We start from the raw sequence: 25536 nt of genomic DNA on the forward strand, positions 1-25536 counted from the left end.
CAATTACCTAATTTTCAGGGAAAAAGTCCCTGAATTTTCCCCCCAATCACTCCAATCGCTGGTAGTTTTTGATTTCAAAAAAGTCTAAAAATATTATCCAACAAGGTTTTTAGATTTATTCAGCCAACCCTAATTAGGGTTGGCTAAAATAGGCAAACACTTGTATTAAATAAGCTCTGGCTTCTTATTTCTACTGCAAAGCCTTCCGCTCCTAGGCTGACATGACGGGATTTTATACTAAAATCCTGTTTAAAAAATATAGAGGAGAGTGGGGATCACCGGAGCGGGGTAGGGTTGATTCATGAATCAACCCTACCTTGAATCAACCTACTATGAGAGCGGAGGGGGGGAACAGTCCATAACTGGGTTTTTATGGAAGGGAGCGCGGTAGGGTTTGGCATTCTCAAAGATTAACCCATTGTCGGTTAAAGCAACTGCTCTTTAGGTTGCCCAAAACCCCCCCTCGGTGAGCGGTTATGCGTCTATCCAGATGCTGCCGTCTTCGATGCGAAGGGGATAAACGGGTAAAGCTTGGGGTTGAGAAACTGCCGCCATCGCTTTGTTAACCACTGGGGGCCAGGTAATCCAGTCTTTGACAGCACCAGTACAGAGATCAAAAGAACTACGATGCCAGGGACAAACGATCGCGCCGTCCTCGCTAATTTGGCCCTTCGTCATCGATAATTTTAAATGAGGACAACGATTACCGACGGCGTGGAATTGACCGTTATTGTTAATCAACAGAATGGAATTTTCCCCCACTTTTACCACTTGACGGGCGCCGGGGGCAAGGGAATCTACAGATAATACTTTTGTCCAACTCATATTTTTATTTAACTAAGGGAGAGATCGAGAATGGTTTCGGGGTAATTTTGGGCAATAATGTCCTGTTTAGCCCATTGTTGGTAATCTTGCAACAATTGACTCATTAAACGCTGTTTAATCCGCAATAAAACCCCTTTTAAGAGACTATTGCCAGTGATTTCTAACAACGGACGCGGGGTTAACCATAATGGCGGTGGTAGGGCGACTTTCACCTCAAGATTGGCTTTCCCCGCTAGATAGGTTTGATTATTTTTTTCCACAGGAGCGAGTTTGCCTTTAACATTGAGGCTAAAGCGATCGTTGATATAATCAATACCTTTGATCTGACAGTCTTCTGATTGCAAAAATATCGTCCCCTCAGAGGTGGCCCAGACATTAAGAATAACCGTGGGCTGAAAATAGTACATATTCAAGAAGTTTAGGGGACGCATTTTTAGGCGAAACCTATTCTCAGACAAGTGTTCTGTTAAGCTAGTCTCAACGATAGCCTGTACTAATCTTTGCGGTTGGCGCAGATAATGCTGAATCGGGATGGTTTGTTCAGCAACAACAATTTCTAGGGATTCGGCAGCGGTAAAAGTTACTTCCATAAGTTGGTTATCTTAAATTTGTCTCCCTTCTTAATTTTACTTTACAAAACTTATACTTTTCGACGGTCCAGATGTAGAAATTTTACCGCTAAGAGGGGACACAAACCAGATTTTTGCCCAAAGTTAGGCTTTTTTCAGTGATCAGTGATCAGTGGGGGGTTTTAAGTAAACAGTGGGGGAGAAGGGGAATTATGAATTATGAATTATGAAGTGGGAAGAATAAATAAAAATAATCTCCTGACTCGGAGAATTCTAGCCCAATGGTAGATGTTGGATTTTTACAGGAGTTCTATTTTCCGACAAAGATAAGCAAAAATTATCTATTGACTCCAACAGCTTGAGAATATTTAAATTAACATTCCGCAATATTTACAAATTCTTAAGAATTAATTGAGAAAGATTTTTATTTAACAACGATGTTGTAATGGTTACAGCGATTTGATATAATTTCATGGTGGGTTACTTTGTGCTTTTTTGGGCAGCAATGGTTGAAACCCTTGCCACACCTACAAGGTGATCCTAATTAAAACGGGTAAATTAGTCAATTTCACCGACAACGACGATCTTTTTTTTGTGTAGTTTTATTGCAAAGAAAAAGTTTTTTTGACAAAAAGCACAAAGTGTGATATAAACGAACGTATTTCTGGCTGCCAGTAGTTATTGCAGAGTGGGAGTTGGGGAGAAGGGAGAAGAGCAAAGAGAGAAGAGAGTGGGGGAATTATAAATTATGAATTGGGGAGATGGGTGATGGGGTGATGGGAAGTGTCGTGAAGTTAAGTCCAAAAGATCAACAGGCTCTACAATGATAACAAGTGAGACCTCTAGGGAAAGGAAAATAATCATGAAGCCGATAGACCTAATTAAAGTCTTGATTGCCGACGATCACGATCTAACTTGTTTAGGACTCAAGACTTTAATTTCCCAGCAGCCGCATTGTCAGGTGGTGGGAATTGCGGTTAATGGTCAACAGGCGATCGACTTGGCGAAAAGTTGTCAACCGGATGTAATTATTTTAGATGTACGGATGCCTGTCTTAGATGGACACAGCGCCGCTATTCATATCAAACAATTCGACCCCCATGTCCGCATTATCGCCTATAGTTCCTTGGCAAATCTTCCAATGGAAAAAAATAATCAAACTACAGCCTTTGATCTATACTGCTCTAAAGATATATCTTCCCAAGATATGATCAAAGCGATCGATGACTTGGGAAAATTAGCACAATCGGACAAATCTCAATTCCATCGAGTCGGATAGTTAACTAAGTTTTTCTTCAGGAAAAGTTGCTTGAAACTCATCGAGTAATTCATCCAACTCCTCAAGAGCTTGATTAACATCTAATCTCAGTCCCCCAATGTCGGGTTTATCGCGCAATTGCAGTAAATAATCGCGTTTATTAGCCATTTGTTTCACTTTATCGATCAAGCTGGTTTTATCCATAATTCACCCTCTGGTACTGACTGCGATTATATCTCAGTCAGCCCCTATCAGTGGCTCTCCTGCAAAAATCAAAAATCTTCTCTTGGGTGAGGAGACAGGAGGTTCCCAGGCTCTCTTGGGTTTGGTGGGTAAAATGTGTTCTAAGATATAGTCTGGCGAGCAAGTGGAATGAACCACAGAGACACAAAGGACACAAAGATCGCTCCTATGCAAGTTAAACTGATCACACAAAGAATAAGAGAGCCACTCCGACAGAGGAGGATAAAAAAGAGGTTCTTCCGAACTTACACTGTAGAAAATTCCTCAAGCTCCCTCTCTGCCCAGCAATGCTCTAAAGTTGATAAATATCAATTTAACAAAAACTCAAAGCCTTAGTATACAAGCTTTACAAGCACGAATTGTTGATAGTTTTACATGACAGGTTCGGTAGAGCCAAAAAAGACAAGAGACAGCTAACTGATAACTGATAACTGATAACTGACTTTCCTATGTCCCCTCTCAATTCTCACCGCTCAGAAATAACTACCGTTGCCGATCCTATTTATTTAGAAATCTTTAAAAATCTCTATCAATTTATTGCCGAAGAAATGGGGATTACTCTCCAAAATACGGCAGCAAGTGTCAATATTAAAGAGCGCCTAGACTTCTCCTGTGCTATTTTTGATGAGGTGGGAAATTTAATCGCTAATGCTCCTCATATTCCCGTCCATTTAGGCTCCATGGCCGATAGCGTTAAAAGCTTAATTCAGGATAAAGGTGAGACGATTCGTCCGGGGAATGTTTATCTAGCTAATAATCCTTATAATGGCGGTACTCACCTGCCGGATGTCACAGTAATTAGTCCTATTTTTGACCGCCAAAATCAGGAAATATTATTTTATCTTGCCTCCCGGGGACATCAAGCTGATATCGGTGGCATTACCCCCGGTTCTATGCCTCCCCACTCTGTCCATATTAGCGAAGAAGGAATTTTATTCGATAACTTTTTGCTGGTAGCGGCGGGCCAGTTTCGGGAACAAGAATTAATTAATCACTTAACTAATAGTCCTTTTCCTGCACGCAATATCGCCCAAAATATTGCCGATTTTCAAGCACAAATAGCCGCTAATGCCAAGGGGGAAAAAGAATTACATAATATGGTTAATCGCTACGGATTAGCTATGGTTAAAGCCTATCAACAGTTCGTTCAAGATAATGCCGAATTAGCAGTTAGAAAAGCTATATCTGTCTTAAAAGATGGCGAATTTACTTATTATCTAGATAACGGTGCTGTCATCAAGGTCAGAATTACCATAGATATTGAAAATTGTCAAGCAACCATCGATTTTACTGGCACATCTGACCAGTTAAATAATAATTTTAATGCACCCCTAGCAGTGACAAGAGCGGCGGTTTTATACGTTTTTCGTACCCTTGTGGAGGAGGCAATTCCTTTAAATGCTGGCTGTTTCAAACCCCTCCATTTAATTATCCCATCTGGCTGTTTTCTTAATCCCGTTTATCCAGCGGCCGTAGTAGCAGGAAATGTAGAAACTTCCCAGGCAATAGTTAATGCTTTATACGGCGCTTTAGGCATTCAAGCAGCCAGCCAAGGGACGATGAATAATTTCACTTTTGGCAATCAAGAATATCAATATTATGAGACTATTTGCGGCGGTTCTGGTGCGGGGGCAAATTTTGCGGGAACCGCTGCCGTACAAACCCAAATGACTAATTCCCGTCTCACCGATCCGGAAGTATTAGAAATGCGCTATCCTGTGTTAGTAGAAAGTTTTAGCATTCGCCACGATAGTGGCGGCAGGGGACAATATTCTGGAGGTGATGGTGTGATTAGAAGAATTAAATTTCAAGAGTCCATGACTGCTAATATTTTATCGGGTAATCGCCAGATTCCCCCCTTTGGACTAGCGGGAGGAAAAGCTGGTAAAATAGGACGTAATGCCGTGGAAAGAAACGATGGAACTATTGAAGAATTGCCCGGTACTGCGACTGTAGAAATGAACCTTGGTGATATTTTTATTATTGAAACCCCCGGCGGTGGTGGCTATGGAAATTGTTGAACGATAATTTTAATTAAGTACCTAAGCAAAATTAAGTAAGTGGTTATAATTAAATTAAAGATGGATCCTCCCTTAATCCCCCCTTAATAAGGGGGGTGTCTGACGATTTACTGATTAAATCATGACAATTATCTTAGCGATCGAAACCAGTTGCGATGAAACTGCTGTGGCTATTGTTAACAATAACCAGGTGTTGAGTAGTGTGGTTTTTTCTCAAATTGATCTCCATCGTCTCTATGGCGGTGTTGTGCCGGAAATGGCCTCGCGACAACACCTAGAAACCATTAATTTTTGTCTAGAAAAAGCTTGGCAAGAAACGGGGTTAAATTGGTCAGAAATTGATGGAATAGCCGCCACAGTTGCCCCCGGTTTAGTAGGTGCTTTAATGGTGGGAATGACGGCGGCCAAAACCCTGGCTATTGTCCACGATAAACCCTTTATCGGCATTCATCATCTCGAAGGTCATATCTATGCTTCCTATCTCGCTGAACCCAATCTTAAACCTCCTTTTTTATCTCTTTTAGTCTCCGGGGGTCATACCAGTTTAATCCATGTGCAGGCCTGCGGTAAATATCAACAATTAGGAACCACTAGAGATGATGCAGCCGGAGAAGCTTTTGATAAAGTGGCACGATTATTAAACTTAAGTTATCCTGGTGGTCCGATAATCGATCGCATGGCTAAAGATGGTAATCCCCAAGCTTTTCCCTTGCCTGAAGGTAAAATATCTTTACCAACCGGCGGTTTTCATGCCTACGATTCCAGTTTTAGCGGTTTAAAAACTGCTGTTTTGCGCTTAGTAGAGAAATTCGAGCCAGATAATTTACCTGTAGCTGATATAGCCGCTAGTTTTCAAGATACGGTAGCCAGAAGTTTAACCCGTAGGACAATCAATTGTGCCTTAGATTATGGCTTAAAAACTATCGCGATCGGGGGAGGAGTGGCGGCTAATAGTGCCTTAAGAAATCATCTGGAAACTGCCGCCAAAAATCATCATTTAACCGTCTATTTTCCGCCGCTTAAACTCTGTACCGATAACGCCGCTATGATTGCTCGCGCTGCTGTTGATCATTATGATCTTGGTCATTTTTCTGACCTTTCTATCGGTGTTCGTTCCCGTTTACCTTTAAGCGAAGTTATGCAATTATATAAGTAGGGTTTGCGGCAAAAAGGTTTTCGGTGGGGGCAGGGTGTGGGGTGTAGGGTGTAGGGTGTAGGGTTTTAACTATTTTCAGCATGAAGCCCAACGCCCGATCATGTTACGCTACCGCTAACCCATCCTATAAATAATTGCGCCTCCCCACTTAATACGTCAGATTTTTAGATATCAGCCGTCAGTATTCAGTATTCAGAATTGAGGAGATTGCTTTTATCTATTCTCCCCATCACCCCACCACCCCACTTCATAATTCATAATTCATAATTCATAATTTATAATGTTTGGCTTTTTAAATCTCAATAAACCCCCCGATTGGACTTCTCATGATTGTGTGGCCAAAGTCCGAAAAATTCTTAAGACAAAACGAGTCGGCCATGGGGGAACTTTAGATCCTATGGCTACGGGAGTTTTACCGATCGCCGTCGGGGCTGCTACCCGATTACTGCCCTATTTACCTGAAAATAAGGCTTATCGGGCAAAAATCCAGTTAGGACTCAGCACCGATACCGATGATATTACGGGAAAAGCGATCGCTACTTGTCCCTGTGCCGATTTAACTTTAGAGGCAGTTAAGCCTCATTTAGCGGAATTTATTGGCAATATTGCCCAGATTCCGCCGATGTATAGTGCTATTCACAAGGATGGTCGCCGTCTCTACGAATTGGCTCGCAAAGGGGAAATAATCGCAGTGGAGCCTCGTCAGGTCAAAATTGACCAAATTACGGTTTTAGGCTGGTTAGAGGGGGAATTTCCGCAGATAGAGCTAGATATTCACTGTGGATCGGGGACTTATATCCGTTCCCTGGCCAGAGATTTGGGCAAGGTGTTAGCTGTGGGTGGCACTTTAGCCAGTTTAACTCGCACGGAAAGCTGTGGTTTTCAATTAGCCGATAGTATTAATCTGGAAGCTTTAATGGCTAATTCTGAGGGTTTAATTTCGCCTCGCATTGCCTTGGCACATCTAGACTGGATTTCTTTCACACCAGAGAGAGTTATCGATTGGTTTCACGGCAGAAAAATTAATCTCACCGATACAAATGTTATAATCGGTTCTCTGGTTGCCGTGGAGTCTTTAGAGGCTCAATTTCTCGGCATTGGTGAGATAGTTGTCCGAGAAGATGAATACTACCTACAGCCTAAAATAGTTATTCAGCAATAGGGTTAATAATCAACACTTTTCCTATATCTTAAGTATGCTTATCTGGACAAACGCTTTTTTATTAACAGTAGGCCTCTTGCATAATTAATTTTTCAGGGTTTAAAAACGGCAAAAATAATGGTTAAATTGCCTAACATCTGTAAAGAGACCATTTAATTGATTATGATTGATTCTTAATTCTCCTATCTCCTGACTCCTGACGACCGACTCCTAACCCTAACAACAGTTTTTGATTTTTACAATAGGTCTAGTATAAACCCACTGATTATGATTTTTTCTGGCCACGACTTTTTTAGAAGCGACCAAAGATTTTAGACAAAGATTGAGCATAGAAACGGGACGATTTAAGAGCTCACTCAATTCTTGAACTGTGATTCCTTGGGGATAAAATTGCATAAGTTCAAAAATTTGTGCGCTAGTATTTAATCCTTTTGTCGGACTAATAATCTTGATAGCCAAGGCTAGTAATCGGGAGAAACGACAGGCCATTAGACCCTTGTTTGTCGCTGCTTTGTTCCGATCGATCTAGCCTTTTTTTTGAGAAGTTATCAGGGTTTAAAGTGCTAATAAAACCTTGACGGAAATAGAGATTAATTTGTTCCCATAATCTCTTGAATAGCAGATAAAAGGCGATCAATTTCCCCATCAGTGCCGATAGAAATCCGTACATAATTCTGAATGCGAGGATGTTTAAAATATCGCACTAATATCTGACGCTCTTTGAGTTGATTATATAACTCACTGGCACTAATCTGGGGGGGAGAAGCGAGGATAAAATTAGCTTCCGAGTCAAAAACAGTGAATCCCAACTCGCGCAGAGAAGTAATTAAACGGCCGCGGGTTTGACGGACTTTTTGCCAAACTTGCTCAAAATAATTATGTTGTTTTAAAGCTGCTGTGGCTAAAGTTTGAGCGATGCGATCTAAATTATAGGAATCACGCACCTTATCCATCTGTTCGATAATTGCCCTGGAAGCAAAACCGAAACCGACTCTTAACCCCGCTAAACTATAACTTTTCGACATAGTGCGACTAATGATGACATTATCGTAACGGGAGAGAAAATCGAGATGATTGTCATCACTAAAATCCACATAAGCTTCATCAATTAATACCAATCCCGACGCATTAGCACAGGTTGCTTCTAAATAGTCGCGCTCAAGATGTTTACCGAGGGGAGGATTAGGAGAAGCCAGAAAAATTAATTTAGCTTCCGGACAAATAATCGGTCCTGCTAATGCAAATTTATCATTAGTGGGAAATTCGATAATATTTGCCCCGTGTACCCGGGCAATTGTCTCGTAAAGGGAATAGGTTAAATCTAAAAAAGCGACGCTTTCGCAAGGGTTAACAAAAGTTCGCAGGGCGATATTAAGTATATCATCGGAGCCATTACCCGCGATTATCTGATCGGCTGCTATGCCGTATAATTCCGCCGCCGTTTGCCGTAACTCTTTGGAGATAGGATCGGGATAGAGTCGGACTTTCTCTAATTGCTCTGGCAGGTGGGCAAAAATTTCCGCCGGTGGGGGATAGGGATTCTCATTGGTGTTAAGTTTGGTAAATCCCGCAGTTTGGGGCTGTTCTCCCGGAGTGTAAGCGGGGGTTTGACGAACACAATCGCGTGTAGGTAGCATGAACTCTCTGGGGCGGCAATTTCTAGCAAGCTTTCTATTGTAACAAATCCTCGCCGATGATCGGGGGTTGAATCGATGTCAACCCCTACTGGTAAAACTAATTAGGGTTGGCTGAATAAATCTAAAAACCTTGTTGGATAATATCTTTAGGCTTTTTTGAAATCAAAAAGTGCCAGCGATTGGAGTGATTGGGGGGAAAATTCAGGGACTTTTTCCCTAAAAATTAGGTAATTGACTCCCTGAAAATGGGTAAAACCCCACACCCCACACCCCACACCCTGCCACCACCGAAAAACTTTTCAGCAAACCCTAATTAAGGTTCTACCCAACGGCCATCGGCTTTAATTAAATTAATCAACTCGCTGACACCTTCACTCTCGGGGACCCGTTTAATTTCCTCGCGACCGCGATAAAGGGAGATATAACCGGCCTGTTTCCCTACATAACCATAGTCTGCGTCGGCCATTTCTCCCGGTCCATTGACAATACAACCCATAACGGCGATATCGAGTCCGGTGAGGTGTTGAGTCGCTGCGCGCACTTGCTGCAGGACATCTTCTAAATTAAAAAGAGTGCGACCACAGGAAGGACAGGCAACGTATTCGACCATAGTTTTCCGCAGTCCCAGGGCCTGGAGAATGCTGTAACAGACGGGAATTTCCTTTTCGGGAGCTTCCGTCAGAGAAACGCGAATCGTATCACCAATACCGTCCGCTAAGAGAGTGGCAATCCCGGCAGTGGATTTAATTCGTCCGTATTCCCCATCTCCTGCCTCAGTAACCCCCAAATGTAGGGGATAATCCATACCTAACTCGTCCATGCGCTTAACCATGAGACGATAGGCGGCCACCATCACCGGCACGCGGGAAGCTTTCAGGGAAACCACCAGATTGCGAAAATCGAGGGATTCGCAGATGCGGATAAATTCTAAAGCCGACTGTACCATTCCTTCGGGGGTGTCGCCGTAGGTAAAGAGCATTCTTTCGGCCAGAGAACCGTGGTTAACGCCGATTCGCATCGCTTTATCTTGATCTCGCAGAGAAATCACTAAAGGTTTCAGGGTTTCGGCAATTTTTTCGCCAATTTCATCAAATTCTGCTTGACTGTACTCGCTGCGGTCGGCTTTCGGTTTCTCGAAAACGTACAAACCGGGGTTAATTCGCACTTTATCGACGTGCTTGGCCACTTCTAGGGCGATTTTCATGCCGTTGTGATGTACATCGGCTACTAACGGCACGGGTTGATAGGTGGCGAGCAGTTTTTCCCTAATTTTAGCTAAAGCGGTGGCGTGGGACAGACTCGGCACGGTGACGCGGACAATTTCACAGCCGATTTCATGGAGGCGACGGATACCGGCCACGGAACCATCTATATCAAGGGTATCCTCGTTAATCATCGACTGCACGACCACGGGATGACCACCACCGATGGTAACGCTACCTACCCGGACGGGACGGGTTTTGCGCCGGTGAATCGTGGTGTCAAATTCGGAGGCAGTTGCAGGGGGGTTGAGCGTCGATTCCAAGGTTTGCATAGGACTATGACCAACAATCACTCTCCCTATTCTCTCAAAGAACAGGAACAGATTCTAGCCACTCTAATAAAATTGGGTTAAAACGGTCAGGACATTCATCCTGTAAACAATGACCGGCCCGGTCAAATTCTACATATTTAATCCTAGGATTAAGGGAGACAAAACCCTGCGCTAACTGGACGGGAACCATGCGATCTTGCTTGCCCCAACATAATAAAATCGGGATTTCTAAGCGTGGTAAAATTAACTTTGCTGGTGGACAATATTCGGGATGATTGACAGCTTGTGCTAGGGAAATAAAGGCCTCGGCTGCCCCCTCATCTAGGGTTGGGGCGGCGATAATTTGTACTAATTCCTCGCTGACTGCTTTCTTGTCTTCGTAGGCGATTCCTGTCCATTTTTTCAAGACTTGCGGACGACGCAGATAGTAAAATATCGGTTTTAATAGCCAAGGAGAAGTGAAAAAGTTTTCGATGGGAGTGACGATATTTAATAACCAATCGGCGATCATTTCCCGCCGACGGCTGACATCGGGTAAACTGAGCATAACTAATCCGGCTACCATTTCCGGGTATTTACCCCCTAGGGCCATACTAACTAAAGAACCGATCGAATTTCCCACTAATACCACCGGTCTATTGATAAAAGTTTGCCAGAAATCGTGTATTTGTTCCACCCAGAGATTAACGGTATAGGGAACCTGCACTTTGCGCGAACCACCAAAACCTAATAAATCTACCGCGTAAACTCGATGATTTTGGCTGAGAATAGGAATATTATGGCGCCAATGTTCGATCGCCGCTCCAAATCCATGCAGTAAAATTAAAGGGGGATTATCGACATCTTGGGGGTTTTTTGCCGGCATAAAACTATAACGAATTTGCCAACCGCGCCACACCCAATCCCGTTGATAACCGATGCGTTCTGTCCAAGCTGGTGAAGTTGTCACTTAAGTCAAACAATTAAGAGGGTTTCAGGAAATATCACTCTAAGTAGGTAGGAGTTAAAAATTATCAGATGCCCCCCTTATTAAGGGGGGACTAAGGGGGGATCGGCACCCCCCTTATCAAGGGGGGCAGGGGGGATCGAACCTAAAATCCATTTTTAATTTAATTATAACCAGCTACTTAGTTTTATCATACTGGTTTCCCCCTGCCTAACCTGCGGCCGAATAACATTTTTGTACTACTTTTCCCAAATATATTTAAATCTAGGGTTGATCTAGCCTATGCTAAAAAGAGGGGGATTAAAATCGCTCCTAGACTTTAATTGAAAATTTAGGATACTGCACAGATGGGCAATCTATTTGATGATGTCAGTCGCTTTCTTGAAACCCAACTGGAAGAATTTCTCAGAAGTCATCCCCAATTAGAATTACAGGCGCTGGTAGAACAACTGCGCGAACAGGAGCGCGATACTGCTAAACTGATTACCGCCCTAGAAAATGAGCGTCAACGTCTCGAACAGCAAATTTTGGCCACTGCCCAAGATATCCAAACTTGGCACGCTAGAATTGATAAGGCTAAGGCCGCTGGACGGCAGGACTTGCTTAAGGCTGCTAGTGAACGCGAGGCAGCCCTATTTCGTCAGGGTAATCAACTTTGGGGACGGATGGAAGGGGTGAAAAAACGTCTGACTCAATCCCAAGAGTTACTGCAACAGATCCAACAACGTCGTCAAGAAGTGCAAATTAAAGCCGAAAAAGCCCCTAAAAATCAGTCGCGTGACTGGGAAACCACTTTTTGGGATCAACCCCAAGAATCGGACTATCAGCCCTCGAACTACGATAATCTCGATCTAAAATTTAAAGAATGGGAAATGGAAGAAGAATTGAAAAAATTAAAGCGAGAAATGGGACGATAATTTTTCAGTGAGCAGTAAACTGATAACTCACATCTGATAACTGATCACTGATCACTGATAACTGAAATCCCCAACACCTAAAAATTCCCCAGAATTGTTCCTCTTAGAAAACGATGGCATCTCAAGCACAAAATCCTGAAAATCAACCCTCCTCTACCCTCGAAGAAATCCGGGCCGCTCGTTTAGAAAAAGTGGCAGGATTGCAAAAAGCTGGCTTAAATCCCTACGCTTATCAGTGGAAATCTACCGCTCACGCTCAACAATTACAAGAGCAGTACGCTGACTTAGCACCGGGAGAAGAAATTAGCGCTGAAGTAGCCATTGCTGGTCGGATTATTGCCCGAAGAATTATGGGTAAACTAGCCTTTTTTAACCTGCAAGATGAAACGGGAACGATTCAATTATACCTCGATAAAAAACGCATTAGTGAAACCATGGCCGCCGTGCCGAATGCCTTTAACACGGTGATTAAACTAACCGATACAGGCGATATTTTAGGGGCAAAAGGGACGATTAAACGCACAGAACGCGGAGAATTATCTATCTATGTAAACCAGTACGAAATTCTCACCAAATCCCTCTTACCTCTCCCGGATAAATGGCACGGTTTAACCGATGTAGAAAAGCGTTATCGCCAAAGATATGTGGATTTAATTGTTAATCCCGAAGTGCGACAAACTTTTCGCCGTCGCGCCCAAATTACCGCTGCCATTCGCAGATATTTAGACCAAGAAGGTTTTATTGAAATTGAAACTCCCGTGCTACAAAGTGAAGCGGGAGGAGCCGATGCTAGACCGTTTATCACCTATCATAATACGCTGGAGATGGAGTTATATCTCCGCATTGCCACCGAATTACATCTAAAAAGATTGATAGTCGGGGGTTTTGAAAAAGTCTTCGAGTTAGGCAGAATTTTTCGCAATGAAGGGGTTTCTACTAAACATAACCCTGAGTTTACTTCCATCGAAATATATCAGGCCTATGCCGATTATTATGACATGATGGACTTAACCGAAAACATTATTGTTAATGCCGCACAAGATGTTTTAGGTACGCTGAAAATTACCTATCAAGACAGGGAAATTGACCTAACTCCTCCTTGGCGACGAGTGACTATGCACGAATTAGTCCAAGAAATAACCGGGGTTGACTTGAATAGTTTTGAGGATTTCGAGTCGGCTCGTATTGCCGCAGAAAATGCCGGCATTGGCGTTCCAGAGGACTGTAAAACCATCGGTAAGCTCCTAAATGAAGCTTTTGAACAAAAAGTCGAAGAAACCCTAATACAGCCCACTTTTGTGCTAGATTTTCCCGTGGAAATTTCCCCTTTAGCTAAACCCCATCGCTCAAAAACTGACCTCGTAGAAAGATTTGAATTATATGTGGTTGGACGGGAATTAGCTAATAGTTTTTCTGAGTTAACCGATCCCATCGATCAACGGCAAAGACTGGAAGCACAGGCACTCAAAAAAGCGGCCGGAGACTTAGAAGCGCAGGGAGTTGATGAGGACTTTTTAACCGCTTTAGAATACGGAATGCCCCCCACGGGAGGCTTAGGAATTGGCATCGATCGCCTGATCATGTTATTAACCGATTCTGCCAGTATTCGCGATGTGATTGCTTTCCCCTTATTAAAAAGTCAAAGTACAGCGATTAAATCTTTTGACTACGATCAGGAAAAAAAAATTCTGAAAGTGGAATTTAATCACGGTGGTATCTATCTTTATCATGATCTACCTTTGGCAGTATATAAAGATTTTCAGTCCGCACCATCGAAAGGACAGTTTTTTGTCGGACAAATTCGCGATCAATACAGTTTTGATAAGGAATTGTAAAAGTTAGGGTCACTTCAGTTATCAGTTATCAGTCATAATTCATAATTCATAATTCATAATTCATAATTCCTTTTTACCTTTGACTTCCTGCCAAGTGTTACCGACTCCCTGTAAAACCCCGCGAACTACTAAACCAATACCGCGACCGATAACTTGGATAAGGATATAGACTACTCCCTTACCCACCACCCGAAAAAAAGCGCGTAAACGAGGAGATAAAGAGTCTCTTAATTCTAAGGCGATCGAAACTAACCAGGGTATGCCTGTTAAACTGTTTAATTCTTCCTGTCGGGGGGAATAAATGGCTAAAGATTTGATTTGTCCCTCGCTATAGTGAAATAATTGATATTGACTTTCAAAGATATCTTTAGGTTCTTGCCAATATTGTTGCCGTCGGTATTTCCAAGATAATTCATTGCGGATTTTAGCTAATTTTCTGGCGATGAGAAATTCTGAACGGTAAAGTTTTTGTTTGATTCTTTCCGATTCCGAGAAGTTATTGAGAATAATTACTGTCACTGCATTGGCAAGATTATGAATGAGATTTTGCAGCAGAATTTCGGCTCTGGCGATAGTTTCAGGAGCATTAGCCCGGTATTCTACCCCGTCAATATTTAAACTATTTTCGTACAATAAATAGGAAAATAAGTCAAGAGTAAAAGGAATTTTATTGAGGATTTCTGTTTGAATTGCCTCTCTTTCTTCCAGAATAATTTCGTTAAGTCTGCCTTTACTAATTTCGTCAGAAATTGAGGCATTAATTTCTAAAAATTTACGCGTAACTTTCTCCCAGATATCGTAAATAATCAGATTTAAACGACTGGTTAATTCCCCGCTGCTAATCTGTAAATATCTCATTTCATCGACATTTTTGCGAATTTCATCGAGAACTAAATACAATAATTCCCGTTGCCGATTATCCTGTAAAACATCGATTTCAAAACTGATCTTGGTTCTATTAATTAAAGGGGAGCGAATGACCGCTAAAGTGGACTCAAAAACTGCCGAAACACAGAGGGGACGCTCGCGGCTTAAAATTGGTAATTCCCGATCGATATTGTTAATTATTACCGGGGGTGTGACTGAAGCTGAATTGTAATAGCTCCCTTCCAGGGGAATTAGTTTTCTCACTAGCCATAGGGCTGCTAAAAGTTCTCGTTTTCTCCCCTGCCAATAAAAGCGATCAAAGCCGGATAAAGACTGTTGATTGAGATGGAGATCAATTAAATGTAATTCACTTTCGATGCGATTTAATCCCGTTCTTCCGGCAGCGATTAACCAATGGCTAGGGGCTAAACTTGGACGAGTAGCAATGGTGAGAGCAGAAGGGGCAACATCCGGGGATTCATCTCGGGAAATTTGCCCTAAAATAGTGATAAATTGCTCTAGGTTTGTGCCTTTGGGAATATAACCAGCGATGCCTAATTCTCTGGCGATTAGTTGCTGTCTGGAATCGAGAGGAAAGGTTAATAGAACAATTTTACTTTCGGGATAGCGAGAGTGGAGAATTTCACAGTAAGACCAATCAAAAAGAGGATCGATAATAATAATTTCGGGGGAGGGATTCAGAGTCAAAGCGAAAATTGTTTCTAAATCCCCTTCGGTGACGATACTAATATTTTCTATCCGCGACAAGGCCTGCACCAGACCCAAGCGGAAAATCGGGTCATTATCGATGATAATTAAGGTGAGAGGGCGATCGATCACAAGAGTTGCAGCCTGTCAACGGATACTATTCACAGGGCCAATTATACAGTTATCTGGCTCATTTATTTTGTTTATAGCCATAGAAATCGATGCGATAATCGGTAATTTTTACCCCCGTCGATGCCTCGACCTGTTTAATTAATTCCGGGGGAAGTTGGATATGCACATCGATGATTTGTTGACTGTCTAGACAGTTGACGTGACTGTGGGAATCGCTGATGTTGCCGTAAAGTCTGCCGTCCCAGCGTTCCACAGATTCGATAATGCCTTGACCCGATAGAGCCTCTAGGTTTTGGTACACTGAGGTATGACCGATGTTCTTTCCTTGCAGATTGAGACGATCATAAATTTCTCTCGCTGATAGGTGTTCCTGCGCTTGCCACAGCAATTCTAAAATATAGCGACGCTGACGACTAACCCGCATTCCTAAAGTTTGACACCTTTCGATCGCATCTTCTAAACACCGGATCGGTTTTTGTTTTACCTCCAAATTGTCCATAGTTGCGTCCGTTGACCTCCGCCCTAATACATAGTCATTACCAGTTTAGCTTAGTCTTTCGATCGATGTCCACATTGCCCCAGTTTTCAGCCCCTCTTCAAACTGAGATAAAAAATCAGCAGCGCCAGATTTGAGTAGATTTGCGGGGGAATGAGTGGAAAGAACCACAGAGGCACAAAGGACACAAAGATCGATCGCTACTAAGTAGTCGTGCAAAATTAATTTCCTAGTGAAGATAGGCAAAAGGCAAAAGGCAGGAGGCAAGAGGTGGTTAGATATGTGTAATTAATTTTGCTTAGGTACTTATATATAGCGTTTCTCGCATCTGTGCGGCACAGTTAAACCTTTGCTGATTAAGCTGTTCAGGATCGAGACTGTACCTCTTGTGAATCAGAAATGCTATAAATTGAACTGATCACACAAAGAATAAGAGAACCAACCATTTACTTATCTATATAGATAGGATTGAATATTTTCATAAAAAATCCTCTTGAAAAATATTTTGATCAACCTTAACTTTAAGGGGTACATTAATTTATTTCCAGGGCTATGGCCACCAAATCGCCAAAATCATTCGAGTCATTGCGGTCATAGACCGCAATGACTGTCACTACTGTTAGCCTCACCCTAGCCGCTGCTTCTAGCTCTAGTGCCGCAACAGTGTCCGGTTTCCAAACTCCCTACGCTCCCATTAACTGGACATTTACCAATAGTAATGCCGACGGGTTCGTCAATACCGGCGGCGCTCCCGCGTCCATTAGCCTGACTGGGGGGAACAATGATTCTGGCAGTTCTGGAACCACAAACTACACCACCACTGCGGCTGCGGCTGGGACGGTGACGTTTAATTGGAACTATTCGACTAATGATAGTGATGGGCCTTTTTCCGATCCCTTCGGATATCTGCTCAACGGCAGCTTCACCCAAGTAACTAATGATGGGGGAGATGTTGTCCAAAACGGGACATCGACGTTTAACGTCCTAGCTGGCGACAGCTTTGGTTTCCGTATTTTCACTAGAGACAACACCTTCGGACGGGGTAGTGTGACGATTTCTAACTTTTCTGCCCCCGGACCGATGGCACCGCCACCGACATCTGTTCCCGAACCGTCAACTGTGCTGAGTTTGCTGGTACTAGGAGGCTTAGGCGCTGGACTGAAGTACCTTAATCGCAATTGATGTCCTAAAAAACAGGGGACTAGGAGTTGACCTCTCCTCCTAGTTCCCAACTTGATTAGCTGTTGACTGTCTATGAGCGCCGGAGTTTGGAGCGGGGAGAGTCACACAATTCTGGCTTTAAGTCAATAGCCTTTACAAAACTTCAAAAATTGCAACATAAAAAAATTTCATCACTGGCGGCTTTTTTTGGGCAAGAGAATCGATATAGTCCCCTGATTGCCTTGGGTTTCCGTTGATTTAACGTTTAATGCTTAAACTAAGCCCACAGCATACCACGATCATACCATATTAATAAATGTAGGCAACCCCGATTTACAGCCAAATTTTGGCAAATTCTGGGAAAATCAAAATGTTGTAACTTGCTTGTTACACTTGACTAATCGCCCCAAATATTTAAATATTTTAATTATTTACCTTAAATTTATAATTTTTACTTATTCTTAAAGGCTGATTAACTAGGGTTGGGCAAAAAAGCTTGTAAGCTCTATTTAAAGTCAGTCGAATCGCTTAGTATCGGGAGACAGATGTGACTTGTATAGCTTCCCAGTTTTTGAGATTTGAAGACTTTTTAGAAGCATTTTGAAAGTGTCTTAGCCGATGGATTAAATATGAATTATCAGCCATAGAAATCTTCGTCAAGAATCTGTTCTAAGGAAAAAGGGCAGTCTAAGGGATATGCTTCCTCTGGAGGAATCGCAATTCCCAAGTCAGCCAATTTACTTTCCTTGATGGCAATTTTGCGACCTTTAGGATAGGTTTTATCGATGGCGATTGCTACATGAGATTTCAAAGAAGGGGTGTTTTCTAGTAAGGCGATAACTCGTTCCCTGTGTTCGACAATGGAGCTATACCAGCTAGATTTCATGCTTTCAGGGGCGGAGGATTGTACTTTTAATTTCAGTAAATGAGCCAGCAAAATCATTAAATTTCCTTCCAAGGCATTTTTATCTGATTTACCCAATTCTTTTAACTCCTCAACCAAATGAGATACATCTAATGCCTGAAAATCTCCTTGTTCTAACTGACCTATTGTTGTTATTAGCCATAATTGAAAATCTTGTTCATAGAGTTCTGATTTAGTTATCATGATGGCTTCGATAATAGTTAATATAGATTGAATTATACTCTATTTTGCAGATTTCGGATGTTGCAATCGGTAAATGTTAAGTTTTACTACAGGATTTAACATCTGCGCCTATGCCCTATTCCCTTATCCTTAGGATAAGCGGTTAAAATACATCTTAGCTTAAGGACTAGAGAATGTTATGAGACTAGAAAGAGAAGATTTTGATTGGGCGGTACAACAAAACCTAATTACTGCCAGCCAAGCTGAAAATTTATGGACGGCTTTTTTGTCCCGTTATCCCCAGGAAGATGAAGTTAATCGCCCTCGCTTTAATTTTGCTAATGTGGCCTATTATTTTGGGGCATTAATTGTTATCTCTGCCCTGGGGTGGTTTATGAACGAAGCTTGGGAGAGTTTCGGTGGTGCAGGACTATTTTTTATCGCCCTGTTTTATGCAGTTTGTTTTATTTTGACTGGAAAAAATCTCTATTTTCAGCAAAATCTTAAAATACCAGGTGGCCTTTTATTTACCATGGCAGTGGCAATGACTCCCTTAGCAATCTATGGTTTACAACGCTGGACAGGATACTGGCAAGCCGGATATCCTGGCATCTATCGAGATTTCCATACATGGATTAAAGGCAGTTGGTTTTTAATGGAATTAGGCACGATTATCGCGGGATTAATAACTTTGCGATTTGTTAAATTTCCTTTTTTAACTGCACCCATTGCTTTTAGTCTGTGGTATATGTCAATGGACTTAACTCCTTTACTATTTGGGGAGAACGAATATACATGGAGACTGCGACTGTGGGTATCCTTTTGGTTTGGAATTGCCTGTTTAATAACTGCCTATTTAATTGATGTACGTCAGCGCCGTAGTCGGGGTGATTTTGCTTTTTGGCTGTACCTATTCGGATTGATTATGTTTTGGTTTAGTCTATCTCTCCTCATCGATGATAATGAAGCGCAACGATTTTTGTACTGTCTAATTAACTTGGGATTGATGTTATTATCCGTCCTGCTAAAAAGAAGATTATTTGTGGTTTTTGGAGGTATCGGAGTATTTGCCTATCTTTCCTATCTCTCCTATCGTCTCTTTGCCGATTCAATTTTCTTTCCCTTTGCCCTAACCGTCCTAGGACTTGGTATTATCTATATGGGAGTTTTGTATCAGCGTCATTACCAAACCATGGCTAGATTTCTTGAAAGTTATATCCCTCTCGAATGGCGCAATTTATTCCCCAAAGATCGATAATTGGGAGAAATGGGGATATGGGGAGATAGGGGAGATTCAACTAAAAAACCCCAAAACCCCAAAACCCCAAAACCCAACACCATCTTTTTTACTTTTATGAAAATACTTATCGTTGATGATGAAAAAGAATTAACCGAACCCTTAGAACAAATTCTTGCTCAAGAAGGCTATGAAGTTGATATTGCTGATAATGGTCGGACGGGTTTAGAATTGGCACAAGAGAATAATTATGACCTCTTAATTCTCGATTGGATGTTACCCCAGCAATCCGGATTACAAATCTGTCAATATTTACGCAATCAAGGGGACACCACTCCCGTTTTGTTTCTAACCGCTAAGGATACCATAGATGATCGAGTGGCGGGATTAGATGCCGGTGCTGATGATTATTTAGTCAAACCCTTTCAACTGCGAGAATTATTAGCGAGAGTCCGCGCTTTATTGCGTCGTTCTCCCAATTTTGAAGCTAGTAATAGCAGTAAATTAAAATCTGCTGATTTAGAACTCGATAGCGAAAATCAAGTGGCCTATCGTCACGGTCGCACGATTAGTTTATCAGCAAAAGAAGTACAATTGTTGACTTTATTTATGACCCATCCGGGTCAACTTCTCACCCATGAACAAATTTATCAGCATCTCTGGTCAGAAGGAGAGCAACCTAATAGTAATGTAGTTCCTGCCCTGATGCGTTTGCTGCGTCGTAAAATCGAAGCGCCTGGAGAAACGCCTCTAATTAATACTGTCTATGGTAAAGGCTACCGTTTCGGGGAAAATTAGGGAATGGTGAAAGATAATAAGAATAAGTAACTGGTTATAATTAAATTAAAAATGGATTTTAGGTTCGATCCCCCCTGCCCCCCTTAATAAGGGGGGTGCCGATAGGCGGGGGGATCCCCCCTGCCCCCCTTAATAAGGGGGGTGCCGATAGGCGGGGGGATCCCCCCTTAATAAGGGGGGTGCCGATAGGCGGGGGGATCCCCCCTTAATAAGGGGGGTGTCTGATAATTTTTAACGCCTACCTACTTAGCAACTGATTACTGATTACTGATATATGTTATCCTGCCTACAAATTGAAAATTTTACCCTCATCGATCGCTTAGAATTAACTTTCGGGAACGGATTAAATGTACTGACCGGTGAGACGGGGGCAGGAAAATCAATTATATTAGATGCGATCGATATTGTTCTCGGTGGTAAAGTCAATCATCGCGTCATCCGTCAGGGAAGCCAACAATCAACCCTAGAAGCGACTTTTTCTCTCACCCCAGAATTAATGGCTTGGCTAGAAAGTCAGGAAATTGACCCATTAGAGGATAATAGTCTGACCATCAGCCGGGAATTAGTGATTACTAATAATTCCTTGCGTTCTCGTTCTCGGATTAACGGAGTCGTCGCTAATCGCCAACAAATGGCGCAAATAAGAGATTTTTTGGTAGAAATCACCGCCCAAGGTCAAACAGTTCAGTTAATGGACGCTAATCGACAGAGGGAATTATTAGATCTCTACGGGGGTGAATCGCTGCTGCAGCAGCGGGAAAAGGTAGCTACAGCCTACCTTTACTGGCAAGAAAGCAAGAATATTTTAAATAATAGGTTGCAATCGGAACAAAATCGCCTACAAAGATTAGATTTATTAGAATATCAACTAAAAGAACTAGAATCAGCTAATTTAACTGACGCTGACGAGTTGGAACAGTTAGAACAGGAAAGAAACCGACTCTCCCACGGTGTCGATTTGCAAAATTGCAGCTATCAAGTCTATCAACTACTCTACCAAAACGATCGCGATCAACCGGCCGTCGCTGATTTGTTAGGAAAAGCTGAAAATATCTTGACAAATATGATGGTTTATGATACAAGTCTAGAGCCAATTTTAGAGATGGTGCGCTCGGCATTAAATCAGGTGGTGGAAGCGGGACAGGAAATCAACGTTTATGGGGATAGTCTAGAGGCAGATCCCGAGAGATTGAACGAGATAGAAGAGAGAATTATCCAACTTAAGCGCATTTGTCGCAAGTATGGCCCAAGTTTAGCCGAAGCACTCGATTATTATCAGAAATTACAACAGGAATTAGCGGAGTTGACGGGAGAAGGACAATCGATTGAGGAATTAGAAAAAATTTGTCAGCAACAGGAAAACATCTATCGAGAAACTAGCACCCAGTTAACCTTTTTGCGACAAGAAACCGCTAGTCAACTAGAAAAACAATTGGTACAGGAATTAAAACCTTTAGCCATGGAAAAGGTGATTTTTGTCTGTCGGATTGACCCGGGTAATCCTAGCAGTCTGGGAGTCGATCAGGTGGTATTTTATTTTAGTCCCAATCCGGGGGAAAAAATCCAACCTTTATCCAGTACCGCTTCCGGAGGAGAAATGAGTCGTTTTCTCCTAGCTTTAAAGTCCTGTTTTTCCCAATCCCAATCGGCAGCAGCCACCCTAATTTTTGACGAAATCGATGCGGGAGTATCGGGAAAAGTTGCCCAGGCAATTGCCGATAAATTAGATCAATTAGGTCAAAAATATCAAGTTTTATGCGTTACTCATCAACCCTTAGTGGCTGCTTTAGCTGATCACCATTTTCGAGTTTATAAACAAATGATTGCCGAAGATAATCCCACTAATCTCTCGGAAATTCGCACGGTTGTCCGGGTTACTTCTCTCGATAATCGTCAGACGAGAAGGGAAGAATTGGCACAATTAACGGGAGGAAATTCGGCAGCAGATGCCATCGCTTTTGCCGAGTCTTTATTGGAGAAAGCGGCTGCTAAAAAACAGTAGGATTTAACCTTGAAATTGACTGATTAACCAACGTCCCACCTGACTTTGATCTCTGGTGCGTGCCTGTTGTAAAGCTGACTCTAAAACCGCAAGTTTTAAATTAGGTAAAACCTTTGATATATCAATTCTTTTACTACCTCGATCGATTATTTCAAAGGCGAATATTTGAGGATCATCTACCTGAACACTCCAGTATTCACTAACCCCTAATTCTTCGTAGAGTAAGCGTTTATTACCTAAGTCATCATTGAGGGTAGATTTTGAGATTTCAATGACTAAATCCGGTGGGGGATACTGATTTAAATCAATAATCGAAGTACCGTAGGGAATCAGATTAGCTTTCTCTGCAAAATAATAAGATATATCCGGTTGAACTTCTCGATAACCAGACCTGCGAAAACTGCAATTATCTTTGGCATTAAAGGCCAGATTTTTTAGGGTAGCATAGAGACTAACAGCAAAGATCAAAATAGCATGATCGCTGGCATGATCGTTACCAATAGGAGTCATTTCTAATCGATAATAGCCATTGTAATAATAACTTTTTCCTTGATTTTCTGGGAAGTTTTTAATTGCTTCTAAGTATTCTTCCCAACTAGCTTTAATCCATAAATCTGTTGAGATAGTAGTTTCTAGCTGTTGCATAATATTAGCCTCGATTTTATGTAGTTAACCTTGAAATTGAGTGATTAACCAACGTCCCACCTGACTTTGATCTCTGGTGCGTGCCTGTTGTAAAGCTGACTCTAAAACCGCAAGTCTTAAATTAGGTAAAACCTTTGATATATCAATTCTTTTGCTACCTCGATCAATTATTTCAAAAGCAAATATTTGGGGATCATCTACCTTAACACTCCAGTATTCACTAACCCCTAATTCTTCATAGAGTAAGCGTTTATTGCCTAGATCATCATTAAGGGTAGATTTTGAGATTTCAATGACTAAATCTGGTGGGGGATACTGATTTAAATCAATAATCGAAGTCCCATTTGGTATCAGATTCGCTTTTTCTCCTAGATAGTAAGATATATCTGGCTGCACTTCTCTAATTCCTTTTTTACGATAAGAACAAGTGGGGAGTCCTTGAAAAGGAATTTCTTTGAGGATAGCGTAGAGACTCACCCCCAAAAAGACAACATGATGATCTCTAGCGTGTTCAAATCCAATAGGAGTCATTTCTAATCGATAATAGCCATTGTAATAATAACTTTTCCCTTGATTTTCTGGTAAGTTTTTAATTGCTTCTAAGTATTCTTCCCAACTACCTTTAATCCATCGTTCAGTTATCCCCCTAGTTTCTAGCTGTTGCATAGTTATCCTATCCCGCTTTGAACTTTTTCTGTAATTATAGCAATTATCGACAAAATCAGAACCAAGGAACCGAGCAAGTATAATGATAGGATAGATTAATTTAGTAAAAATTAGCCCAATTATGACCACAACTTATGATTATATAATTATCGGTGGTGGTATCACCGGTTCTGCCTTAAGTTATGAACTAGCTAATCTAGGCAGTCGAGTCCTCTTATTAGAAAAAGAAACCCATCCCCTCAACGCCACTTTCTACAGTTACGGGGGTTTAGCCTATTGGTCGGCTACCACAGAAATCCAGAGAAAATTATATCAAGAAGGTCGAGAAATTCAGCGCAATTTATCCCAAGAACTGGGCATAGATAATGAATACCGAGACCTAGAGCTAATTCTCACCGTGAACCCCGAAGATGATCCAGTCGCTGTGGCCGAAAAATTTGCTATCTTTGCTATTACCCCCGAAATTCTAGATCCGCAAGCAGCGATCGCTTTAGAACCTTTATTAAATCCCGCAGCTATCTCCGGAGTTTTACGACTACCCCACGGTCACATTAACGCCGAAAAAACTAATCTTGCCTATCAACAAGCTTTTCTACGTCTGGGAGGCACGATTATTCGGGAAGCTGTCATCGAATTAATTGAAACTGCATCGAGGATGACCGGCGTAAAAACCCCTAAAGATAATTATTATGCTGGGGAAACTATCGTCTGTGCGGGGGGATTAACTCGGTCTTTACTGCAAAAATCTGGTATTACTGCTCCCGTCTATTTTACCCATGCCCAGGTGATCAAAATTCCCCCCAGCGAAATCAAATTAAACACCCTAGTTATGCCGGCAATTCCTGCCAGATTGGTATTAGAGCAAAAAATCACCCAACTAGAAAATCAGGGCATTTGGCAGAGAGAAACCCCAGAAATAATTGCCAGTGTTTTAGAAACGGGGGCGGTACAATTCCGGGATCAAAGCCTTTATCTAGGGCAAATTAGCGCCATTATCACCGATCCAAGCGCGATTTTAAACCCTCTGGCGGGGGAAAAAGCAATACGCACCGCCGTGGGGACATTGCTGCCCTCTTTAGCCTCTCTCCCCGGAAGCTGTCATCATTGCCTAGTGGCCTTTGCCCCCTCGGGACGGCCTCTAGTGGGAGCGATCGCCGATAAAGTGGGATTGCAGGTATTTTCTGGCTTTACCAGTACACTTGTATCGGCTCCGCCCCTGGCCCGACGTTTCGCGCGTCATCTGCTGGGGGAAAATGACGAGATAATTACTAATTTACAAAAGTTAAGAGAGAAATTAACTGATGGTTGCAATTAATCCTAATCGACTTTTTCCAACTGCCAAAGAATTTGGTTTCCCTCCCGTCTGACCCGGGAGATTACCCAATTTCGCCAAGGCCAATGGTCGCCGCGACTGGTAACGGCCCCTGGATTAATATCCATTAAATCGGCCACTTCGGCGCTGGTAATCAAATAACCGCGATTGGCCACTTCATCGGCAATGCGTAGGGTTTCGATGAGATTTCTTAGCTGGTCAACTCTTTCTCCCCGGGGTAATTGGATTTCATCGCCAGCGCTATTAGGTGGTTCATTCATAGTTAGGGTCTGGTCAAAGTTTATTAACAATTAAAAATTGT

General features: G+C 42.1%; 24 protein-coding genes. 11 read left to right on the plus strand and 13 right to left on the minus strand.

What is annotated here, in order from left to right; translation table 11 throughout:
• Positions 1-474: 474 nt before the first annotated feature.
• The gene (locus tag IM450_RS01610) at positions 475-825 is read right to left on the minus strand and encodes a Rieske (2Fe-2S) protein (RefSeq protein WP_287664895.1); all 351 of its coding nucleotides are present in this window, start codon (positions 823-825) and stop codon (positions 475-477) included.
• An 8-nt stretch (positions 826-833) separates the two neighbouring features.
• Positions 834-1415 (minus strand): DUF1997 domain-containing protein, encoded by a 582-nt coding sequence (locus tag IM450_RS01615; protein ID WP_004268487.1) that lies wholly within the window; start codon positions 1413-1415, stop codon positions 834-836.
• An 802-nt stretch (positions 1416-2217) separates the two neighbouring features.
• Here IM450_RS01615 and IM450_RS01620 point away from each other — a divergent pair.
• Complete coding sequence (locus IM450_RS01620) at positions 2218-2673, plus strand: response regulator (protein WP_287664898.1); 456 nt, start codon at positions 2218-2220, stop codon at positions 2671-2673.
• Here IM450_RS01620 and IM450_RS01625 read toward each other — a convergent pair whose 3' ends face one another.
• Positions 2674-2856, minus strand: coding sequence for a hypothetical protein (locus IM450_RS01625; protein WP_002734024.1), 183 nt, complete (start codon positions 2854-2856; stop codon positions 2674-2676).
• A 488-nt stretch (positions 2857-3344) separates the two neighbouring features.
• Here IM450_RS01625 and IM450_RS01630 point away from each other — a divergent pair, with 488 nt between their 5' ends.
• The 3 genes from IM450_RS01630 to truB all read left to right on the plus strand — a co-directional run bounded on the left by IM450_RS01630 (position 3345) and on the right by truB (position 7234).
• Positions 3345-4916, plus strand: coding sequence for a hydantoinase B/oxoprolinase family protein (locus IM450_RS01630; protein WP_287664901.1), 1572 nt, complete (start codon positions 3345-3347; stop codon positions 4914-4916).
• 121 nt (positions 4917-5037) lie between these two features.
• On the plus strand, positions 5038-6072 hold the full coding sequence (tsaD, locus tag IM450_RS01635; protein WP_004268497.1) for a tRNA (adenosine(37)-N6)-threonylcarbamoyltransferase complex transferase subunit TsaD: 1035 nt from the start codon (positions 5038-5040) through the stop codon (positions 6070-6072).
• A 280-nt stretch (positions 6073-6352) separates the two neighbouring features.
• Positions 6353-7234 (plus strand): tRNA pseudouridine(55) synthase TruB, encoded by an 882-nt coding sequence (gene truB, locus IM450_RS01640; protein ID WP_287664906.1) that lies wholly within the window; start codon positions 6353-6355, stop codon positions 7232-7234.
• A 216-nt stretch (positions 7235-7450) separates the two neighbouring features.
• On the opposite strand, the gene IM450_RS01645 is transcribed toward truB, so the two are convergent.
• From IM450_RS01645 to IM450_RS01660, 4 genes are all read right to left on the minus strand, one after another.
• Positions 7451-7723: a winged helix-turn-helix domain-containing protein gene (locus tag IM450_RS01645; RefSeq protein WP_287664909.1), complete on the minus strand. Its 273-nt coding sequence runs from the start codon at positions 7721-7723 to the stop codon at positions 7451-7453.
• Positions 7724-7824: 101 nt separating this feature from the next.
• Positions 7825-8871: a histidinol-phosphate transaminase gene (gene hisC / locus IM450_RS01650; RefSeq protein WP_287664910.1), complete on the minus strand. Its 1047-nt coding sequence runs from the start codon at positions 8869-8871 to the stop codon at positions 7825-7827.
• A 313-nt stretch (positions 8872-9184) separates the two neighbouring features.
• Positions 9185-10405, minus strand: coding sequence for a (E)-4-hydroxy-3-methylbut-2-enyl-diphosphate synthase (ispG, locus tag IM450_RS01655; protein WP_159251393.1), 1221 nt, complete (start codon positions 10403-10405; stop codon positions 9185-9187).
• 34 nt (positions 10406-10439) lie between these two features.
• Positions 10440-11354, minus strand: a complete 915-nt coding sequence (locus IM450_RS01660; protein ID WP_004268502.1) for an alpha/beta fold hydrolase — start codon at positions 11352-11354, stop codon at positions 10440-10442.
• A gap of 344 nt (positions 11355-11698) precedes the next feature.
• On the opposite strand from IM450_RS01660, the gene IM450_RS01665 reads away from it, so the two are divergent.
• Together IM450_RS01665 and lysS are read left to right on the plus strand one after the other, a co-directional pair.
• Positions 11699-12268 carry a TIGR04376 family protein gene (locus IM450_RS01665; RefSeq protein ID WP_287664912.1) on the plus strand — a complete coding sequence of 190 codons (570 nt, stop codon included), beginning with the start codon at positions 11699-11701 and terminating at the stop codon, positions 12266-12268.
• 113 nt (positions 12269-12381) lie between these two features.
• A complete protein-coding gene (gene lysS / locus IM450_RS01670; RefSeq protein WP_287664914.1) occupies positions 12382-14103 on the plus strand; it encodes a lysine--tRNA ligase in 1722 nt (573 codons plus the stop codon).
• 60 nt (positions 14104-14163) lie between these two features.
• Here lysS and IM450_RS01675 read toward each other — a convergent pair whose 3' ends face one another.
• Both IM450_RS01675 and IM450_RS01680 read right to left on the minus strand, forming a co-directional pair.
• Positions 14164-15810, minus strand: coding sequence for a DUF3685 domain-containing protein (locus IM450_RS01675; RefSeq protein ID WP_287664916.1), 1647 nt, complete (start codon positions 15808-15810; stop codon positions 14164-14166).
• A gap of 58 nt (positions 15811-15868) precedes the next feature.
• Positions 15869-16309, minus strand: coding sequence for a Fur family transcriptional regulator (locus IM450_RS01680; protein ID WP_061432819.1), 441 nt, complete (start codon positions 16307-16309; stop codon positions 15869-15871).
• 600 nt (positions 16310-16909) lie between these two features.
• On the opposite strand from IM450_RS01680, the gene IM450_RS01685 reads away from it, so the two are divergent.
• Positions 16910-17488, plus strand: coding sequence for a PEP-CTERM sorting domain-containing protein (locus tag IM450_RS01685; RefSeq protein WP_287664918.1), 579 nt, complete (start codon positions 16910-16912; stop codon positions 17486-17488).
• Positions 17489-18104: 616 nt separating this feature from the next.
• Here IM450_RS01685 and IM450_RS01690 read toward each other — a convergent pair.
• Positions 18105-18575, minus strand: coding sequence for a DUF29 domain-containing protein (locus IM450_RS01690; RefSeq protein ID WP_004268519.1), 471 nt, complete (start codon positions 18573-18575; stop codon positions 18105-18107).
• Between the two features lie 178 nt (positions 18576-18753).
• Between IM450_RS01690 and IM450_RS01695 the strand changes: the two genes are divergently transcribed.
• The 3 genes from IM450_RS01695 to recN all read left to right on the plus strand — a co-directional run bounded on the left by IM450_RS01695 (position 18754) and on the right by recN (position 22591).
• Entirely contained in the window at positions 18754-19812 is a 1059-nt protein-coding gene (locus IM450_RS01695; RefSeq protein ID WP_287664920.1) for a DUF2157 domain-containing protein, read from the plus strand.
• Positions 19813-19908: 96 nt separating this feature from the next.
• Entirely contained in the window at positions 19909-20589 is a 681-nt protein-coding gene (gene rppA, locus IM450_RS01700; RefSeq protein ID WP_043997953.1) for a two-component system response regulator RppA, read from the plus strand.
• A 274-nt stretch (positions 20590-20863) separates the two neighbouring features.
• Entirely contained in the window at positions 20864-22591 is a 1728-nt protein-coding gene (gene recN, locus IM450_RS01705) for a DNA repair protein RecN (protein WP_287664921.1), read from the plus strand.
• A 3-nt stretch (positions 22592-22594) separates the two neighbouring features.
• Here recN and IM450_RS01710 read toward each other — a convergent pair whose 3' ends face one another.
• On the minus strand, positions 22595-23236 hold the full coding sequence (locus IM450_RS01710; protein ID WP_004268525.1) for a Uma2 family endonuclease: 642 nt from the start codon (positions 23234-23236) through the stop codon (positions 22595-22597).
• A gap of 24 nt (positions 23237-23260) precedes the next feature.
• A complete protein-coding gene (locus tag IM450_RS01715; RefSeq protein ID WP_287664922.1) occupies positions 23261-23902 on the minus strand; it encodes a Uma2 family endonuclease in 642 nt (213 codons plus the stop codon).
• Positions 23903-24023: 121 nt separating this feature from the next.
• Here IM450_RS01715 and IM450_RS01720 point away from each other — a divergent pair, with 121 nt between their 5' ends.
• On the plus strand, positions 24024-25217 hold the full coding sequence (locus tag IM450_RS01720; RefSeq protein WP_287664923.1) for an NAD(P)/FAD-dependent oxidoreductase: 1194 nt from the start codon (positions 24024-24026) through the stop codon (positions 25215-25217).
• A 2-nt stretch (positions 25218-25219) separates the two neighbouring features.
• Here the strand turns inward: IM450_RS01720 and IM450_RS01725 are convergent, their stop codons facing one another.
• Positions 25220-25495, minus strand: coding sequence for a hypothetical protein (locus IM450_RS01725; protein WP_002768833.1), 276 nt, complete (start codon positions 25493-25495; stop codon positions 25220-25222).
• Between the last annotated feature and the right edge of the window lie 41 nt (positions 25496-25536).

This window comes from Microcystis sp. M083S1 (genome assembly GCF_020246405.1).
Classification (GTDB): Bacteria; Cyanobacteriota; Cyanobacteriia; order Cyanobacteriales; family Microcystaceae; genus Microcystis; species Microcystis aeruginosa_C.

Excerpts from the sequence above, each read along its gene's own strand:
- truB (WP_287664906.1), top strand. The coding sequence starts at position 6,353 with ATGTTTGGCTTTTTAAATCTCAATAAACCCCCCGATTGGACTTCTCAT.
- tsaD (WP_004268497.1), top strand. The coding sequence starts at position 5,038 with ATGACAATTATCTTAGCGATCGAAACCAGTTGCGATGAAACTGCTGTG.
- IM450_RS01685 (WP_287664918.1), top strand. The coding sequence starts at position 16,910 with ATGACTGTCACTACTGTTAGCCTCACCCTAGCCGCTGCTTCTAGCTCT.
- lysS (WP_287664914.1), top strand. The coding sequence starts at position 12,382 with ATGGCATCTCAAGCACAAAATCCTGAAAATCAACCCTCCTCTACCCTC.
- hisC (WP_287664910.1), bottom strand. The coding sequence starts at position 8,871 with ATGCTACCTACACGCGATTGTGTTCGTCAAACCCCCGCTTACACTCCG.
- IM450_RS01620 (WP_287664898.1), top strand. The coding sequence starts at position 2,218 with ATGATAACAAGTGAGACCTCTAGGGAAAGGAAAATAATCATGAAGCCG.
- rppA (WP_043997953.1), top strand. The coding sequence starts at position 19,909 with ATGAAAATACTTATCGTTGATGATGAAAAAGAATTAACCGAACCCTTA.
- IM450_RS01725 (WP_002768833.1), bottom strand. The coding sequence starts at position 25,495 with ATGAATGAACCACCTAATAGCGCTGGCGATGAAATCCAATTACCCCGG.
- IM450_RS01625 (WP_002734024.1), bottom strand. The coding sequence starts at position 2,856 with ATGGATAAAACCAGCTTGATCGATAAAGTGAAACAAATGGCTAATAAA.
- IM450_RS01690 (WP_004268519.1), bottom strand. The coding sequence starts at position 18,575 with ATGATAACTAAATCAGAACTCTATGAACAAGATTTTCAATTATGGCTA.
- IM450_RS01630 (WP_287664901.1), top strand. The coding sequence starts at position 3,345 with ATGTCCCCTCTCAATTCTCACCGCTCAGAAATAACTACCGTTGCCGAT.
- recN (WP_287664921.1), top strand. The coding sequence starts at position 20,864 with ATGTTATCCTGCCTACAAATTGAAAATTTTACCCTCATCGATCGCTTA.
- IM450_RS01720 (WP_287664923.1), top strand. The coding sequence starts at position 24,024 with ATGACCACAACTTATGATTATATAATTATCGGTGGTGGTATCACCGGT.
- ispG (WP_159251393.1), bottom strand. The coding sequence starts at position 10,405 with ATGCAAACCTTGGAATCGACGCTCAACCCCCCTGCAACTGCCTCCGAA.
- IM450_RS01715 (WP_287664922.1), bottom strand. The coding sequence starts at position 23,902 with ATGCAACAGCTAGAAACTAGGGGGATAACTGAACGATGGATTAAAGGT.
- IM450_RS01610 (WP_287664895.1), bottom strand. The coding sequence starts at position 825 with ATGAGTTGGACAAAAGTATTATCTGTAGATTCCCTTGCCCCCGGCGCC.
- IM450_RS01680 (WP_061432819.1), bottom strand. The coding sequence starts at position 16,309 with ATGGACAATTTGGAGGTAAAACAAAAACCGATCCGGTGTTTAGAAGAT.
- IM450_RS01665 (WP_287664912.1), top strand. The coding sequence starts at position 11,699 with ATGGGCAATCTATTTGATGATGTCAGTCGCTTTCTTGAAACCCAACTG.
- IM450_RS01695 (WP_287664920.1), top strand. The coding sequence starts at position 18,754 with ATGAGACTAGAAAGAGAAGATTTTGATTGGGCGGTACAACAAAACCTA.
- IM450_RS01645 (WP_287664909.1), bottom strand. The coding sequence starts at position 7,723 with ATGGCCTGTCGTTTCTCCCGATTACTAGCCTTGGCTATCAAGATTATT.
- IM450_RS01615 (WP_004268487.1), bottom strand. The coding sequence starts at position 1,415 with ATGGAAGTAACTTTTACCGCTGCCGAATCCCTAGAAATTGTTGTTGCT.
- IM450_RS01710 (WP_004268525.1), bottom strand. The coding sequence starts at position 23,236 with ATGCAACAGCTAGAAACTACTATCTCAACAGATTTATGGATTAAAGCT.